We start from the raw sequence: 15,697 nt of genomic DNA on the forward strand, positions 1-15,697 counted from the left end.
CCAAAGTCACACCCGTTCGGAAACTCGCCCCCTGACTGTTAGGCTGGTCCTCATGAGCGACCTTCTGGAACGACTGCGCGGACGTGGATGGCGGATGACCGCGCAACGGCGCGTCGTGGCCGAGGTCCTCGACGGCGAACACGTCCATCTGACGGCCGACGAGGTCCACGCGCGGGCCGTCGCCAAGCTGCCCGAGATCTCCCGGGCGACCGTCTACAACACGCTGGGCGAGCTGGTCACCCTCGGCGAGGTGCTCGAGGTCTCCACCGACAAGCGCGCCAAGCGGTACGACCCGAACGCCCACCGCCCGCACCACCACCTGGTGTGCGCCCGGTGCGGCGCGATCCGCGACGTCCACCCGAGCGGCAACCCGCTGGCCGACCTCCCCGACTCGGAGCGCTTCGGCTTCACCGTCTCGGACGTCGAGGTGACGTACCGCGGCGTCTGCCCGAACTGCGCAGCGGCCTAGCGCCCGCGCTGCGAGCCCCGGCACCGATGGGTGCCGGGGCTTTCTGCTGCGCAGATCCTTCCGCTCCGTGATCGCGTATCCGAGGGAGCGGGGCCTGGAAGGCGGTGGGTCACAGGCCGCGAACGCACCGAAGGCCGGGACCATGTGGTCCCGGCCTTCGGCCTTCAGTAGCGGGGACAGGATTTGAACCTGCGACCTCTGGGTTATGAGCCCAGCGAGCTACCGAGCTGCTCCACCCCGCGTCGATGAACGCAACATTACGTCAGTGACCAGCAAAGAGGCAAATCAGTTGTCCGGAGCCGGTCGCCCGCGTCCCGCCGGGCGCCGTCGGCGACCGGACCGGGACGCGGCTACGCGGACAGTTCCTCCCGCAGCGCGTCGCGCAGGCGGGCCGCCCGCTGCGACAGCTCCGGCGGGCCCAGGTTCACCGCGAGGTCGGCCCACCGCTGCCCCTCGGCGAGTTCTCCGCGCCGTGTGTAGACGAGGGCGAGCCGGAGTGCCGCGCGGCCGTGGCCGGCCTCGGCGGCCCGGGTCCACCACACGGCCGCCTCCGGCTCGCTGCCCTCCCGTGCCAGCAGCAGCCCCAGGTTGAACGCGCCGTTGCGCGACCCGGCCTCGGCGGCCACCCGGTACCACCGGGCGGCCTCGACGACGTCGCCCCGCGCCGCCGCGAGCATCCCGACCCGCACCTGCGCCCGGCGGTGCCCCTGGGTGGCCGCCCGCTCGTACCACTCCTCGCACTCGGACTTCTGGTGCGCCGGTTCGCCCAGTTCGTGCGGTGACACCGGCGGGCGCCGCGCGTCGAGCAGGGCCGCCAGCCGGTACGCCGCCTCCGCGCTGCCGCCGCCGGCCGCGCACCGCAGGTGCCGCTCCGCCTCCCGCTCGTCGCCCTCCCGCAGCCGGGCGATGCCGACCTGGAGCGCCGCCTCGGTGTGCCCGGCGGCGGCGGCCCGCTCGTACCAGCGCAGCGCGGGCCTGTCCTCGCCCCGTCCGGCGTGCAGGATGCCCAGGTTGAAGGCGGCGTCGACGCTGCCCGCCTCCGCGGCCTTGGAGAACCACGGCTCGGCGCCGGTGGTGTCGCCGCCCTGGAGCAGCAGGACGGCCAGGGCGTTGGCGGCCTCCCGGTGTCCGGCGTAGGCGGCGCGCCGGTACCACTGCTCGGCCTGGGCGGTGCGCTGCTGCTCGGCGCAGAGCAGTCCCAGGTTGTAGGCGCCGTTGACGTCACCGGCGTCCATCGCGGCCCGGTACCACCGCTCGGCGGTCTGGGTCTGGCCGCGTTCGGCGTGCAGGGCACCCAGCGCGTTGGCCGCGTTGCCGTCGCCCTCCTGGGCGGCCCGCAGCCACCAGACGGCGGCGCTCTCCTCGTCCCCGGCGTCCCGCAGCAGGAACCCGAGCGCGCAGGCGGCCCGCGGCTCCCCGTCCTTGGCGGACGTCAGGTACCAGCGCCCGGCCTCCTTCAGCTCGCCGCGCTTCTCCAGGATCGCCCCGAGGTACAGCGCGGCACGGCGGTGTCCGCGCGCGGCGGCCTGCCGGTACCACTGCTCCGCCTCGGCCTCGGGATCCTGGTCGGCTCCGCTGCCGGGCTCGGTGCGCTCCGGGTGGCCGGCCCGTCGGTCGAGCGCGCGGGCCAGCCGGTACGCCGCTTCCCGGTGCCCCCGCTCGGCGGCGGCCCGCATCCACCGCTCCCCGGCCTCCCCGCGGTGCTCCAGCAGGTCGGCGAGAGCGTAGGCGCCCAGGGCGTGGCCCTGCTCCGCGGACTGGCGCAGCCAGTACTCGGCGGCGGGTTCGTCGCCCCGCTCCCGGTGGTGCCGGCCGAGCGCGTGCGCGGCGGCCGCGCTGCCGGCGACGGCGGCGATCCGCCACCACCCGGCGGCCTCGTCGGGGTACCCGCGCTGGTGCAGCAGGACGCCGAGGTTGTTGGCGGCGGCGCGGTCGCCCTCGGCGGTCGCGGCACGCAGATGGGGTTCGGCTCCGTCGAGATCGCCGCGGCGCAGCAGCATGGCTCCGAGGACACTCATCGCCTCGGCGTCACCGGCCTCGGCCGCGCGACGCTGACGCGCCTCCTCGGCCGCTTCGCCGGTTTCGTCCCGGGTCTCCTCCTGGCCGGGAGGCTGCACAAATCGCCCTGTCTCGAACAGAGTTGCCTTGTCCCCCATAACGTCCATCGTCGCACCACCTGCAACCCGGGTACATCTGGTATACCGCAGCCAGTGAGGTCACTTCAGCGTTTTGTCGACATGCCCACAGAGAGATAAGTCAAACACAGTTCGGCCAACTCGCCCCACCGGCACGGCGACAGACGGCGTCGGCACATGCGTTCGCACATCACAAAGGCCCGGATCCTGAAAGGATCCGGGCCTTCGCTGTCGTACGACCGGTCGAGACCGGCGTCCAACTTCAGTAGCGGGGACAGGATTTGAACCTGCGACCTCTGGGTTATGAGCCCAGCGAGCTACCGAGCTGCTCCACCCCGCGTCGTTGTGATGCAACCGTACCACGACGCGGGGTGGGCTTTTCGATCAGACGTCGTCCGGGCTGGTGCTGGGGCTCGGACTGCTGGTGGGACCCGGTTCGTCGGCGGCTCCGCCGCCCGTGCCACCGGCCCTCGACTGCGCCTCCTCGGCCCGCTTCAGCGCTTCCTCCAGGTCCTCCTGGGCCCGGCCGTAGGCTTCCCAGTCGTTGTTCTTCAGGGCTTCCTGGCCGGCCTCGAAGGCCTTCTGGGCGTCGCTGAGCGCCTCCTGGACCGTCGGGTTGTCCGACGTCGGCGGCGGCGGGGTGGTGTCCTCGCCCTCACCCTCGTCCGGCGGCGGCGGGGTCGAACCCTCCGCGCCGAAGACCTTGTTGAGGGCCTGGTCGAGGGTGTCCTCGAAGGCGGTGTTGCCTCCGTAGGAGACCAGCACCTTGCGCAGCAGCGGGTACTTCAGTCCACCACCGCGTACGTAGACGGGCTCCACGTACAGCAGTCCGCCGTCCAGCGGCACGGTCAGCAGGTTGCCGTACTCCACTTCGGAGTCGCCGCCGCGCAGCAGCCTGATGGACTCGGCGATGTCCTGTTCGGAGTTGAACTGGCTCTGGACCTGTTTGGGTCCGTTGACCGTCGTACTGGTCGGCAGTTTCAGGACTCTGATCTTGCCGTAGCCGTCGGTGCCCGCCTCCGCGTCGACCGCCATGAACGCGCTGAGGTTGTCACGTCCGTTGGGTGTGAACGTGGTCGTCAGCGAGAACGCCTGTTCCTTCTGGTCCGGCATCCGCATGCTCAGGTAGTACGGCGGGACCGCGTCGCCCGACTTGTTGGTCGGGTCGTCCGGCACCTGCCACACCTCGCTGCCGCTGAGGAAGGTGTCGGCGTCCTTGACGTGGTAGCGGGTGAGCAGTTCACGCTGGACCTTGAACAGGTCCTGCGGGTACCGGAGGTGGGCCATCAGGTCGCCGCTGATGGCGGTGCGGGGCTCCACCGTGTCGGGGAAGGCCTTCATCCAGGTCTTCAGGACGGGGTCCTTGGTGTCCCACTGGTAGAGCTTGACCTCACCGGTGTACGCGTCGACGGTCGCCTTCACCGAGTTGCGGATGTAGTTGACCTGGTTCTGCTGGGCGACCACGGCACGCTGATCGTTGGTCGCGGTCAGCGAGTCGGCCGTGGTGTCACCGAGGGTCGTACGGGAGGCGTACGGGTATCCGTTCGTGGTCGTGTACGCGTCCACGATCCACTGGATCCGGTTGCCGACCACCGCCGGGTAGGCGTCGCCGTCGATGGTCAGCCAGGGCGCCACCGCCTCGACGCGCTCCTTGGGCGTGCGGTTGTACAGGATCCGCGAACCCTCGCCGATCGCGCCCGAGTAAAGGATCTGCGGCTCGTTGAGCGCCACCGCGTACGCGGCCCGGTTGACCGGGTTCGCGAGGTTGATCCCGCTCTTGCCCTCGTAGCTGTAGGTCTTCTCACCGCTGTCGTCGGAGTAGTCGATCTCCTTCTGGGGACCGCCGACGATCGAGTAGGTGTTGGTCTTCTCGCCGTAGTAGATCCGCTGCTCGTAGGAGCCGAGTTGGCCCTTGGACGGCAGGTCGGACTCGGTGAAGACCGGTCGGCCCTCGGAGTCGGCGGTGGTGCCCTTGGCGGCGACCACACCGTAACCGTGGGTGTAGCGGAAGTGATTGTTGATCCAGTTCTGCTTGTCGATGCCCGCGTAGTTCAGCTCGCGCAGACCGATGACGGTGTCCTGGTCCTTGCCCTGCTCGCTGTAGCGGTCGACGTCCAGATTGGTGGGGAATGCGTAGTACTTCCGCATCTGCTGGAGCTGCTGGAACGTCGGGGAGACGATGTTCGGGTCCATGATGCGGATGCTGGCCGTGGCGTCGACGTCGTCCCGCAGCTTCGTCGGGTCGTCGTTGTTGCTGGTGCCCGAGTACTCCGTGACCTGGGTGCCCTCGATGCCGTACGCGTCACGCGTGGCCTTGAGGTTCTTCTCGACGTACGGGGCTTCCTTGGCCTGCTCGTTCGGCTGGACCTGGAACTTCTGCACGATCGCCGGGTACAGCCCGCCGATGAGGATGGCGGAGAGCACCATCAGGCCGAAGCCGATGAGGGGCAGCTGCCAGGTGCGCCGCCACAGGGTGGCGAAGAACAGCAGCGCGCAGATCACGGCGATGCAGAACAGGATCGTCTTGGCCGGCAGGTAGGCGTTGGCGTCGACGTACCTGAGGCCGGTCCAGTTGTCCGTGGCCTTGAAGTCGCTGGACTTGACCGCGAGGCCGTACCGGTCGAGCCAGTACGCCACCGCCTTCAGGGCAACGAAGATGCCGAGGAGCACCGACAGATGTCCGGTCGCGGCGGCCGTGGCACGCGCGCCCGGGCTGGTGATGCGCAGCCCGCCGTACAGGTAGTGGGTGAGCGCGGCGGCGATCACGGAGAGGATCGCGGCGGCAAAGCCGAAGCCGAGCAGGAACCGGTACCAGGGCAGGTCGAAGGCGTAGAAGGCGACGTCGAGGTTGAACTGCGGGTCCTTCTGCCCGAAGGGCACGCCGTTGACCCACATCAGCCACGTGCGCCACTGGCTGGACGCGGACGCGCCGGCGATCAGGCCCACCAGGGCGGTGATCCCGAGCAGCAGCCACTTCTTGTACGGCGCGATGCCCATCCGGTAGCGGTCGAGGCTCTGCTGCTCCATCGACATCGCGCTCAGCGGTGGGCGCAGCCGGTGGGCCAGCCAGATGTTGAATCCGACGGCCACGGCCATGAGCAGGCCGAAGACGAAGAAGAGTCCGATCTTGGTCCACAGGGTGGTGGTGAAGACGGACGAGTAGTTCACCGACCGGTACCAGAGCCAGTCCGTCCAGAAGCCCGCGAACATGGTGAACGCCATGCCGAGTACGGCAAGGACGCCCAGTGTCATGAGCAGGGTCCGGACACGCCGGGACGGGCGGCCCACTCTGATCCGTGGCCCCGTCGGGCCTCCGCCGCGGTCCGGCATCTGGAAAGCCAAGGTGGCACCTCGAAAGTCGCTGTTGGTCTGTCAGGCCCTCGTTTTCTCGGGCCGTCCTTGGGCCCCGTGATCGTAGGCCCTCACCTATGCAACTTACTCACGCTTTACTCGGTTCCCGATTCCGGCCGGGAACGAGGCAGGATTGTGACCATGTCCAACACCCCCATGGCGGCGAGCCCGCTCACCCGGGCCGTACTCGAGATCGACGAGTACGCCTCCGGCCTCGGCTGGGACCAGCCCGCCCGCCTTTTCGCCCTCGTAGACACCGCGCGGCTGCGGACTCAGGAACCCTCGCTCGCGGCGCAGCTCGGCCTGGAGGACGAGCAGGAGACGACCCCTCTCACCCCGATCGAGCAGGACGAGATTCCGGCGGACAAACCGCTCGACGAGTTCCTCGGCACGATCGCCTGGCCGCCCGCCGTGGTCGGCTGCGCGCTGACGGTGGAGCGGCTGATGCTGCCGCCGTCCGCGGAGGCCGAGGTTCCCGACGACCTGGGCGAGACCGCGCTCGCGAAGTGGGTGGCGCGCCACCCCGACCGTCAGGAGGTCCGGATGACGGTCGCCGTCCTGCGGGACGGGACGCGCGAGTCGGCGCTGCGGCTGCGGGAGAAGGACTCGGCGACCGAGGTCCTGACCGGTGGCGAGCTGGTACCGGGTCTGGCGCAGGCGCTGGCGGCCACGTTCGAGGACTGACGGCGGCCCGCGGGCCGGGCGGACCGGCCCGCGGGCGGGGCGGCCCCGGCGGACGGGGCGCCCCGGCCGTGCGGCGGGCAGGTCCGGCGACCGGCTCCCGCGCGGTCAGCTCGCGGTGGAGCAGGCCGGCAGGTCGTCGGTGTCTCCGCTGCGGATGTCCTTCAGGGCGTCGAGCGCGTCGCCGATGGTGTCCACCTTGACGAGGCGCAGGCCCTTCGGGGTGTCCTTGGCGGCCGCCGCGCAGTTGTCCGCGGGGGTGAGGAAGTACTCGGCGCCCTTGTCGCGGGCGCCTACGGTCTTCATCTCGATACCGCCGATGGGGCCGACGTCGCCCGCGTCGTCGATGGTTCCGGTACCGGCGACGAAGGCACCTCCGGTGAGGTTGCCCGGGGTGAGCTTGTCGTAGATGCCGAGGGCGAACATCAGACCGGCGCTCGGGCCGCCGACATCGGCGAGCTTGATGTCGATGGCGAACGGGAAGGTGTGGTCGGTGTCGGCGGAGATGCCGACGACGGCGCGCTTCTCCCCGGCGTCGTCGGAGGCCGCCGTGGTGATCGTCACCTTCTCGGTCCTCGTCGCCGTCCGGTTGTCCTTCTCCGCCGCGGCGTGCTCCTTGGCGGGCACGATCGTGAAGACCACGTCCTCGCCGGGCTTGTGCTCGGTGACCAGTTCGGCGACGTCGGCGGGCTGCTTCACCGCCGTGCCGTCGACCGCCTTGATCACGTCACCCGCGTGCAGTTCGCCCTCCGCCGGGGAGTCCTTGACCACGGTCGAGACGATCACCCAGGACCGGACCGGCACGTCGAGCTGCTTCAGGGCGGCGACCTTCGCGCTCTCCTGGGACTGGCTGAACTCCTCGGCGTTCTCCTGGGTGGACTGCTCCTCGGTCTTGCCGTCCGGGTAGAGCGTGTCGTGCGGCACGACCTTGTTGTCGTGCGCGAGCCAGCCGTAGACCGCTTCGACGAGGTTCATCCGGTAGTCGGCGCTGGTGACGCGGACGGTGGTCATGTTGAGGTGGCCGTCGGCCGGGTACGTCTTGCGCCCGGAGATCTGGAGCACCGGCTCGCCGTCGTGGTCCCCGAGCGTGTTGACCGTCGGCCCTGGTGACATCTCCGAGTACGGCACGGGGATGAGCACTCCCGCGCACAGAAGCGCGATCAGCATCAGGGTGGAGGCGAGCATCGTCGCGGTGCGGCGTGGCATGGCACGACAGTACGGGACGGGTCTGTCGGCGCACCGTCAGGGCGGCAGGCCGTTACGGACTGGTGTGCGACCTCTCCATGGCCTCGCAGAACCGCGCGTATCCGTCGAGCTCGGGGCCGTCGCTTCGCGCCTTACGGGTCCTGTTGGCCCAACTGCCCCACAGGCCCGCGGCGACCGCAGCCACAAGCGGAATCAGCAACCAGGCAAGCGCCGCCATGCCGACCTCCCAACCCGATGAGCGTCCGCGACTTAATGATCAGCAGATTAACCATATGCACTGACAACGCTCCGGGCAGGGTGGCGGTTACGCAACCGGAGGGTCGGGGGACAGAGCGTGCGGCCGATTGGCGGGGGTACGGAGGGCGCCGGCACGTGGGTGGGTGGGCCCGCGGGCGGACGCGGCCGGCGCGGCGGGGGCGCGGCGAGCGGGCAGGCGTGGCGAACGGGCGGCCGGCCCGGGTGGCGGGAAGCGTCGGACGGACGCGGCGGGCGGGCCGGCGCGGCGGGTGGGCCGGCGCGGCGGGTGGGCCGGCGCGGCGGGTCGGAATCGTCGGGCGGGCGCTACGCGCCGACCCACTCCTCGGTGCCGTCGGAGAACTTCTGGTGCTTCCAGATGGGCACCTCGTGCTTGAGGTCGTCGATCAGCCTGCGGCAGGCCTCGAACGCCTCGGCGCGGTGCGGGCACGACACGCCCACGACGACGGCGAGGTCGCCGATCCGCAGGTCGCCGACCCGGTGCACGGCCGCGAGGGCCCGGACCGGGTACTCGGCGACGACCTTCTCGGCGATCCGCCGCATCTCGGCCTCGGCGGTGGGATGGCAGGAGTACCCGAGCTGGTCGACGTCGGCTCCCGAGTCGTGGTTGCGGACCGTTCCCACGAACAGGGCGGTCCCGCCGGAGGCGGCGTCCTCGACGGCCCGGAAGACCTCGTCGACGGAGAGCGGCGTCTCGCGGATGCCGATCAGCTTGACGGGGTCCTGCGCGCCCCGCTCACCGGGATGATCGTTCGTGGCTGCCATGGGTCCATCGTGCCCCACACCGCCGACAGCGCGGAATAGCGCTTTCACCCGCACGCGCGTGGGCGGCCTTGGACTCTCCTACAGGGGCCGCGGAGTGTCCGGTGCCGCCGCGCGGGGGGTGGCGGCGTACCCGCGGACGGCACTCGCCGGGGCCCGTTCCGGCCGTTTTCGCCGTCCGTCGGCGCCCGTCGGGGGTGGCGTCAGATGCGGCGGCGCGCCTTCCTGGCCCGCCGCACCACGGCCGCCGCGCCCAGCAGTGCCACGGTCGCGCCCGCCGCGCCCGCCGCGGTGGCGTCCTTGCGTCCGAGGCGGCGCCCGGCGACGGTGTGCCGCCCGGAGACCTCTTCCAGGAGCTCCGCGAGGACCTCCTCGTTGGTCCACTGCGGCCGCCATCCGGCGTCGTGCAGCCGGCTCCCGCTGACCACCCAGGGGTACATCGTGTACGCCAGGTCGCCCGCCGGCGACGGTGTCAGCCCGATCCGGTGCAGCCGGGCCGCAGCTCCCAGGGCGACGGCCGAGGGCAGTTCCATGCGGCGGATCCCGGTCAGCTCCTCGACCTCCTCCTGCTCCAGCCAGCCGTCGCAGGCGACGGCGAGTTCCCCGTCGACCTTCTCCAGGACGGCGTACTCCAGAGCGCTGCACAGGTCTTCGACGTGGCAGAACTGCCAGGCGGGCCGCGAGCCGGCCACGACCAGCAGCCGAGGCGACTCGAAGTACCTGGTCAGCGCGGTGTCGGTGCCGCCGATCAGCACGGCGGGCCGTACCACGGTGACGTTGAGGCCGGGGTGCGCGCGGGGTGCCCGCCGGGCGAGCCGTTCGATCTCCAGCAGGTCTCCGACGCCGGTGGCCTCGGCGGTGGCGCGCAGCTCGGCGTCCTCGGACAGGGGGAGCTCGTTGTCGGGCAGCGCCCCGTAGACCATGGCGGACGTGCACAGCACGACCCGGTGGACCCCGGCGGCCGCGGCCGCGGTGAGCACGGTCTGGGTGCCCCGCACGTTGTAGGCCGTCCGGGCGGCGGCGTCGGTCTCCAGATCGAGGTCGAGTGCGAGATGCACCACCACGTCCGCGCCGCGCAGCTTCTCCGCGATCGCCGGGTCGCGCACGTCGAGGATGTGCCACAGGGCCGCCGCGCACTCCCCGCGCCGCTCGTCGATGGCGATGACCTGCTTGATCTCCTCGGACGCGGCCAGCCGCGCGGTGAGCAGCGCGCCCACGCCGGTCGCGGCGCCGGTGACAGCGACGACGGGCGCGCGGCGGCTGGACGGGGTTGAGTGGTTTCGCGCTGCGCGAACCTGCGGATCTGGGGAACTCACCGGGTATCTCCAGCGGTTGTCTTCAATACGAGCGCGAGTGACGCGTGCGTACCAGGTGGCATCCATCCTGCCGCAGGCTGAGAGTCGGCGAAGCACCGAGGCCCGATCCGCGCCGGGTGTCTACGCTGGGTGGTGTTGTCGGGCAGTCGTGCCGCCGGAAAGAACCGGTGGCCTTACCAGCCGAGGAATCCCGTGAGTGACACCCCATTCGGATTCGGCCTTCCGCCGGAGGAGCCGGAGAACGGCGACGAGGGCAAGGAGAAGGACCAGCAGAGCGGTGGTGGGCAGGGACCGGGCAACCCGTTCGGTTTCGGGCTGCCCGGCGCCGGAGGCTTTGGTGGCCCCGGGGCGGACAATCCGCTCGCTGCCATGTTCGGTTCGCTGAACCCCACCGACCTGGGCGCCGCCTTCCAGCAGCTGGGCCAGATGCTCTCGTACGAGGGCGGCCCGGTGAACTGGGACATGGCCAAGCAGATCGCCCGCCAGACGGTCTCGCAGGGCACGTCCGACGGCGCCAAGGACGCGAGCGTCGGCCCGGCCGAGCGCAAGGCGGTCCAGGACGCCGTCCGGCTGGCGGACCTGTGGCTGGACGACGCCACGTCGCTGCCGTCGGGCGCAGCCTCCGCGGTGGCGTGGAGCCGCGCGGAGTGGGTCGAGGCGACGCTGCCCGCCTGGCAGGAGCTCGTCGACCCGGTCGCCGAGCGGGTCGGCGCCGCCATGGGCGACGTCCTGCCGGAGGAGATGCAGGCCATGGCCGGCCCGCTGATCGGCATGATGCGCTCGATGGGCGGCGCGATGTTCGGCACGCAGATCGGGCAGGCGGTGGGCGTGCTCGCGGGCGAGGTGGTCGGCTCGACCGACATCGGCCTGCCGCTCGGCCCGGCCGGCAAGGCCGCGCTGCTGCCGGTCAACATCGACACGTTCGGCAAGGACCTCGGCGTGTCCCAGGAGGAGGTGCGGCTGTACCTCGCCCTGCGCGAGGCCGCCCACCAGCGGCTCTTCGCGCACGTGCCGTGGCTGCGCTCGCACCTGTTCGGCGCGGTCGAGGGGTACGCGCGCGGGATCAAGGTGGACACGGCCAAGCTGGAGGACGTGGTCGGCCAGTTCGACCCGCAGAACCCGGAGCAGTTGCAGGACGCGCTCCAGCAGGGCATGTTCCAGCCGGAGGACACCCCGGAGCAGAAGGCGGCCCTGGCCCGTCTGGAGACGGCTCTGGCGCTGGTCGAGGGCTGGGTGGACGCGGTGGTGCACGCGGCGGCGAAGCCCCGTCTGGGCTCGGCGGACGCGCTGCGCGAGACGCTGCGCCGCCGGCGTGCCACGGGCGGTCCGGCCGAGCAGACGTTCGCCACGCTGATCGGTCTGGAGCTGCGTCCGCGCCGGCTGCGCGACGCGTCCCGGCTGTGGGCGTCGCTGACGGACGCGCGCGGGGTCGACGGGCGCGACGCGCTGTGGGCGCACCCGGACATGCTGCCGAATGCTTCCGACCTGGACGACCCGGACGGGTTCGTGCACCGCGAGCAGCTCGACTTCTCCGAGCTGGACCGGATGCTCGGCGAGGCGGCGGACAAGCCCGACCTGACGAAGCGGGACAAGGACGGATCCGAGGGCGACGACGCGTCATGAACCTGTACGACGACGCGGTCCTCGTACTCAAGGGCTACAAGGGCCAGCCGGACCTGCGTGACGCCTACCTGGACCATCTCGCATCGCATCCGGACGGCATGTGGAAGGCGTGCCACGCCGGCCATGTCACGGCGAGTGCCCTGGTGGTGGATCCCGAGCACGGCCGGGTCCTGCTGACGCTGCACAGGAAGCTGCGGATGTGGCTCCAGATGGGCGGTCACTGCGAGCCCGGCGACACCACGCTGGAGTCGGCGGCCCTGCGGGAGGCGGCGGAGGAGTCGGGGGTGGCGGGCCTGACGCTGCTGCCCGGTGGCCCGGTGCGGCTGGACCGGCATCCGATCCCGCCGCCGTGCCACTGGCACTTCGACGTGCAGTACGCCGTCCTGGCACCGCCCGGAGCGGTCCAGGAGATCAGCGACGAGTCCCTGGACCTGCGCTGGTTCGGGTACGACGAGGTGGCCGGCGTGGCGGACGAGTCCGTCGTACGGCTGCTGGAGGCGACGCGCGCCCGCCTGTGAACCCGGGCGGGGCCGGATGTCGGGCAGGACACAGGGCGACAAGCCGTGAGGGGCGTCCACGCTCGGCGGACGCCCCTCCTGCATGCCCTCGGGCGACTGTCGCCGCCGGTCGTGGACGGGTCAGCTCCAGACGTTGCCCTGGTTCTGGCCGCGCGCTCCCTGCTGCCCCATGCCGAACTGCGCGGCGGCTCCGTGCCCGATCTGGGCGTTCTGCGGCGGCAGCAGTTCGCTGGGCTGGACCAGGGCGTAGCCGGTGCCCATGAAGCTGAGCTCCCAGCCCTCCCCGGTGCTGCCCCGGCGCCGCCACACCCCGGAGGAGTGGGTCTGCGCCTGCATCTGCACCCGCAGCCCGGTGGACCACGCGACGATCGCGTCGGCGTCACAGTTGACGTACCTGTCGGGTGTGACCTGCATCATCAGGGGCGCGCCGGAGGTCATCAGGGCGACCCGGCCGCGTCCGGTGATGTTGAGCTGGTACTTGCCGGACCCGGAGATGCCGTACAGGCTGTCGACGGCGATGACCTCGTGGTGCAGGGCGGAGTCCATCGCCAGCACGTAGCTGCTGTCGACGGTCAGCCCGTCCTGGTCCACCTCCATCACATGGATGTGCTGGGCGAGGTTGGCGAGGAAGACGGTGCCCTGCCCGTGGCAGCGCATCAGGTCCAGGCCCTCGCCGGTGTGCGCACGCGAGCGTGCGGCGCTGCGGCTCTGGAACTCGGCGTCGAACTCGACGAGCCCCTGGTAGGCGACCATGGTGCCCTTGCGGGCCAGGATGTCGTCGTGGCCCTCCAGGGTGACGCGCAGCATCTGCTTGTTCTGCAGGCTCCAGCGTTCCTGGGTCTGCTGGTCGTTGTGGGCGAAAAGTGGACTCTGCATGGTGTGGTACTCCCCCTCAGCCCCGGACCCGGAGACGGTCGGTGCTGTCCTCGCTGGGCTGGACGACGACGATGCCCTGGCCGGAGAAGGCCATCTGGAACGCCTCGCCGCTGCCCCGGCCGATCAGTGACTGCGCCTTGAAGCTGCGCTTGCCCTTCACCTTGAGGTTCGGGGACCAGGCGACGAGCGCGTCCGGGTCGACGTAGGTCTCGTCCTCGCCGCCGCCGCAGTCGACGACGATCGGCTTGCCCCGGGAGGTCAGCGCGACCCAGCCCTGCCCGGAGATCCTGGTGTTCCACAGGCCCTGCCCGGCGAACTTCGCCAGCCCCTTGACCCGCTCGACACCCCACGTCAGATGCGCGTCGAAGGCGAGCAGGTTGGTGGCGTTGACGGAGATGCCGTCGCCGTTGAGGTTGATCACGACGACGTTGGCGCCGTAGTCGGCGAGGTAGAGAAGTCCGTCGCCGGAGCACTTCATCAGGGGCGCGCCCTCGCCGGTCGCCCAGTCGCGGGCGACCTGCCGGACGGCCGGCGGGTTGGGCTCGTACTGGATGAAGCCCTCGTAGGCGACCATCGACCCCACGCGCGCGAGGAGGTCGTTCCCGGTCTGCATGGCGACCTTCAGCATGTGGTTGCCGTGGTTGTCCATGCGGGCGGTGACGGGTGCGGGGGCGTGGCCCGCGAGCGGCTGGTTCATGACGGGCTCTCCCTCAGATCTCGTACGGCTGGACGACGATGAAGTTGCCGGGCGCGCCGCGGAACTGGAGGTTGACGCTCTCCCCGGTGTCACCGGGGTAGGCGTTGCGCCGCATCCGCACCTGGCTGGAGACGACCACCTGGGAGGCGGCCGACCACGCGACCACGGCGTTGCAGTCGGCGAACGTCGTCGGCGTGACCGGCAGCACCACGGGCGTGCCGTGCGTCTTGACGACGATCGTGCCGGTGCCGGTGAACTGCATCGTGAACAGCGCGCCGCCGGGGATGCCGTGACCCTCGATGCGGCGGATCTCGTACTGGAGGCTCTCGTCGAAGGCGAGGACGTTCTCGGCGGAGACGCAGATGCCGTCGCCCTGGAGCTCGATGGGATGCAGCATCGTGGAGTTCTCGGCGAGGAACACCTGTCCCTGACCGGTGCAACGCATCAGCTGCATCTCCTGGCCGGTCGCGTTGCCGACGATCCGGCCGGCGAATCCGGCGCCCTTGTAGCTGAAGTCGACCTTGCCCTGGTAGAGCACCATGCTGCCCTGCCGGGCGAGCACGGGCTGGCCACCGATGCCGAGGTCGACACGGACCAGCTTCCGGTTCTGCTGCGTCCAGCGCTGCCCGGTCGGCGTCTCCCGGAACTTCTGGAGCGCCGCGGCCACACCGGGTGCCTGCCCGGCGCCCTGCGGGACGCCGTACGGAGCGGTCTGCTGACCGGGGACCTGCCCCGGCGGCTGCTGTCCGAAGCCCGGCGGCGGGGTGGGCTGCCCGTAGCCGGGCGGGGGCGTGGGCTGCCCGTGGCCCGGGGGCGGCGCGGGGGCCGTCGGGGCCTGCGGCTGGGCATAGCCGGGCGGCAGCGGTGCGGTCTGGCCGGGCGCGCCCTGGCCGTACGGCGGCTGACCGTACGGCGGCTGCTGCGGGCCGGGCTGGCCGTAGGGCGGTGCGGGCGCCGGGGCGGGCGGGGACACGGACGGGCCGGGCGGCGTCATGGGCGCCACGACCGTCGGCGCGGTGTGGACCGGGGGTGCGGGTGCCGGAGGCGGGGGCGGGGTGGCCCCCGCGGGGGGCGCGAAGCCCTGCGCCGCGGGCTGCGGGGCAGGGGCGGGCTGCGGCGCGGGTGCCGCCGGGGCGGCCGGGACGCCGAAAGCGGGCGGCGCGGCCGCCTGCGCGGGCGGCGCGAAACCGGGAGCCCCGCCGCTCTGCGGCTGGGGCGCGGCCGGCGCCTCCTCCTCCTGGACCTCACCGCCGAAGTTCTTCAGCAGGGCGTCCAGTCCGCCGTCGAAGCCCTGCCCGACGGCGGCGAACCGCCACACGTCCTTCAGGTAGAAGTCGCCCAGCATCACGGCGCGCTCGGTGGAGAACTCCGAGCCGTTGAACGCGTACCGGGCCACCTCCTCGCCACCCGCGACGATCCGGATGTAACCGGTGGTGATCTGCGACATCTGTCCGGCGCCGTCGACCGTCGCCGTGAAGGACAGCTTGTGGATCTGCTGCGGGATCCGGTCGAGCGTGACCCGGAAGGACTCCGTGTCGCCCGCCTGCGCACCCAGCAGCTGAACGGCCTCCTCCGGAGACTTCTGCTGGTTGAAGAAGACGAAGTAGCGGTCGTCCGACAGCCGTTCGTCGGCGTCCAGACCGAAGCAGCTGATGTCGAAGGTCAGTCCGGGGCCGGAGATCTGCACACCTACGTACAGATCCGTGCCCGCGGTGAGGTCACTGATCTTGGCCTTGTGGCCGCGCTGGAATTCCCTGGCCATGCGTAACGACCGTCCCCCATCCCGAATACAAGTGCGTCGCGCCAGG

Annotated in this window: 12 protein-coding genes and 2 tRNA genes; 4 read left to right on the forward strand and 10 right to left on the reverse strand. The window is 71.2% G+C overall.

What is annotated here, in order from left to right:
- Positions 1-52 precede the first annotated feature (52 nt).
- Entirely contained in the window at positions 53-469 is a 417-nt protein-coding gene (locus tag DN051_RS14360) for a Fur family transcriptional regulator (RefSeq protein WP_112438836.1), read from the forward strand.
- A gap of 168 nt (positions 470-637) precedes the next feature.
- On the opposite strand, the gene DN051_RS14365 is transcribed toward DN051_RS14360, so the two are convergent.
- The 4 genes from DN051_RS14365 to DN051_RS14380 form a co-directional block, all read right to left on the reverse strand.
- A tRNA-Met gene (locus tag DN051_RS14365) sits at positions 638-711 on the reverse strand.
- A gap of 108 nt (positions 712-819) precedes the next feature.
- Positions 820-2,634, reverse strand: coding sequence for a tetratricopeptide repeat protein (locus tag DN051_RS14370; RefSeq protein ID WP_112438837.1), 1,815 nt, complete (start codon positions 2,632-2,634; stop codon positions 820-822).
- 236 nt (positions 2,635-2,870) lie between these two features.
- Positions 2,871-2,944 (reverse strand) — tRNA-Met (locus DN051_RS14375).
- 44 nt (positions 2,945-2,988) lie between these two features.
- Positions 2,989-5,934 (reverse strand): UPF0182 family membrane protein, encoded by a 2,946-nt coding sequence (locus tag DN051_RS14380; RefSeq protein ID WP_112438838.1) that lies wholly within the window; start codon positions 5,932-5,934, stop codon positions 2,989-2,991.
- A gap of 162 nt (positions 5,935-6,096) precedes the next feature.
- Between DN051_RS14380 and DN051_RS14385 the strand changes: the two genes are divergently transcribed.
- Positions 6,097-6,639 (forward strand): PPA1309 family protein, encoded by a 543-nt coding sequence (locus DN051_RS14385; RefSeq protein WP_053757382.1) that lies wholly within the window; start codon positions 6,097-6,099, stop codon positions 6,637-6,639.
- A 105-nt stretch (positions 6,640-6,744) separates the two neighbouring features.
- On the opposite strand, the gene DN051_RS14390 is transcribed toward DN051_RS14385, so the two are convergent.
- The 3 genes from DN051_RS14390 to DN051_RS14400 all read right to left on the reverse strand — a co-directional run bounded on the left by DN051_RS14390 (position 6,745) and on the right by DN051_RS14400 (position 10,175).
- A complete protein-coding gene (locus DN051_RS14390) occupies positions 6,745-7,842 on the reverse strand; it encodes a YlbL family protein (RefSeq protein ID WP_199314927.1) in 1,098 nt (365 codons plus the stop codon).
- A gap of 561 nt (positions 7,843-8,403) precedes the next feature.
- Positions 8,404-8,862, reverse strand: a complete 459-nt coding sequence (locus DN051_RS14395) for a molybdenum cofactor biosynthesis protein MoaE (protein WP_112438839.1) — start codon at positions 8,860-8,862, stop codon at positions 8,404-8,406.
- A 200-nt stretch (positions 8,863-9,062) separates the two neighbouring features.
- Positions 9,063-10,175, reverse strand: a complete 1,113-nt coding sequence (locus DN051_RS14400; RefSeq protein ID WP_053757466.1) for an SDR family oxidoreductase — start codon at positions 10,173-10,175, stop codon at positions 9,063-9,065.
- A 192-nt stretch (positions 10,176-10,367) separates the two neighbouring features.
- Between DN051_RS14400 and DN051_RS14405 the strand changes: the two genes are divergently transcribed.
- Complete coding sequence (locus DN051_RS14405) at positions 10,368-11,798, forward strand: zinc-dependent metalloprotease (RefSeq protein WP_053757467.1); 1,431 nt, start codon at positions 10,368-10,370, stop codon at positions 11,796-11,798.
- Positions 11,795-12,316, forward strand: coding sequence for an NUDIX hydrolase (locus DN051_RS14410; protein ID WP_112438840.1), 522 nt, complete (start codon positions 11,795-11,797; stop codon positions 12,314-12,316). Before DN051_RS14405 ends, DN051_RS14410 begins: the two co-directional genes overlap by 4 nt.
- Before the next feature lie 120 nt (positions 12,317-12,436).
- Here DN051_RS14410 and DN051_RS14415 read toward each other — a convergent pair whose 3' ends face one another.
- The 3 genes from DN051_RS14415 to DN051_RS14425 are packed head-to-tail and all read right to left on the reverse strand — an operon-like array spanning position 12,437 to position 15,651.
- Entirely contained in the window at positions 12,437-13,192 is a 756-nt protein-coding gene (locus DN051_RS14415; protein WP_053757469.1) for an AIM24 family protein, read from the reverse strand.
- Positions 13,193-13,208: 16 nt separating this feature from the next.
- The gene (locus tag DN051_RS14420; RefSeq protein ID WP_053757470.1) at positions 13,209-13,889 is read right to left on the reverse strand and encodes an AIM24 family protein; all 681 of its coding nucleotides are present in this window, start codon (positions 13,887-13,889) and stop codon (positions 13,209-13,211) included.
- Between the two features lie 13 nt (positions 13,890-13,902).
- On the reverse strand, positions 13,903-15,651 hold the full coding sequence (locus tag DN051_RS14425) for a TerD family protein (RefSeq protein WP_112438841.1): 1,749 nt from the start codon (positions 15,649-15,651) through the stop codon (positions 13,903-13,905).
- Between the last annotated feature and the right edge of the window lie 46 nt (positions 15,652-15,697).

This window comes from Streptomyces cadmiisoli (genome assembly GCF_003261055.1).
Lineage (GTDB): Bacteria > Actinomycetota > Actinomycetes > Streptomycetales > Streptomycetaceae > Streptomyces > Streptomyces cadmiisoli.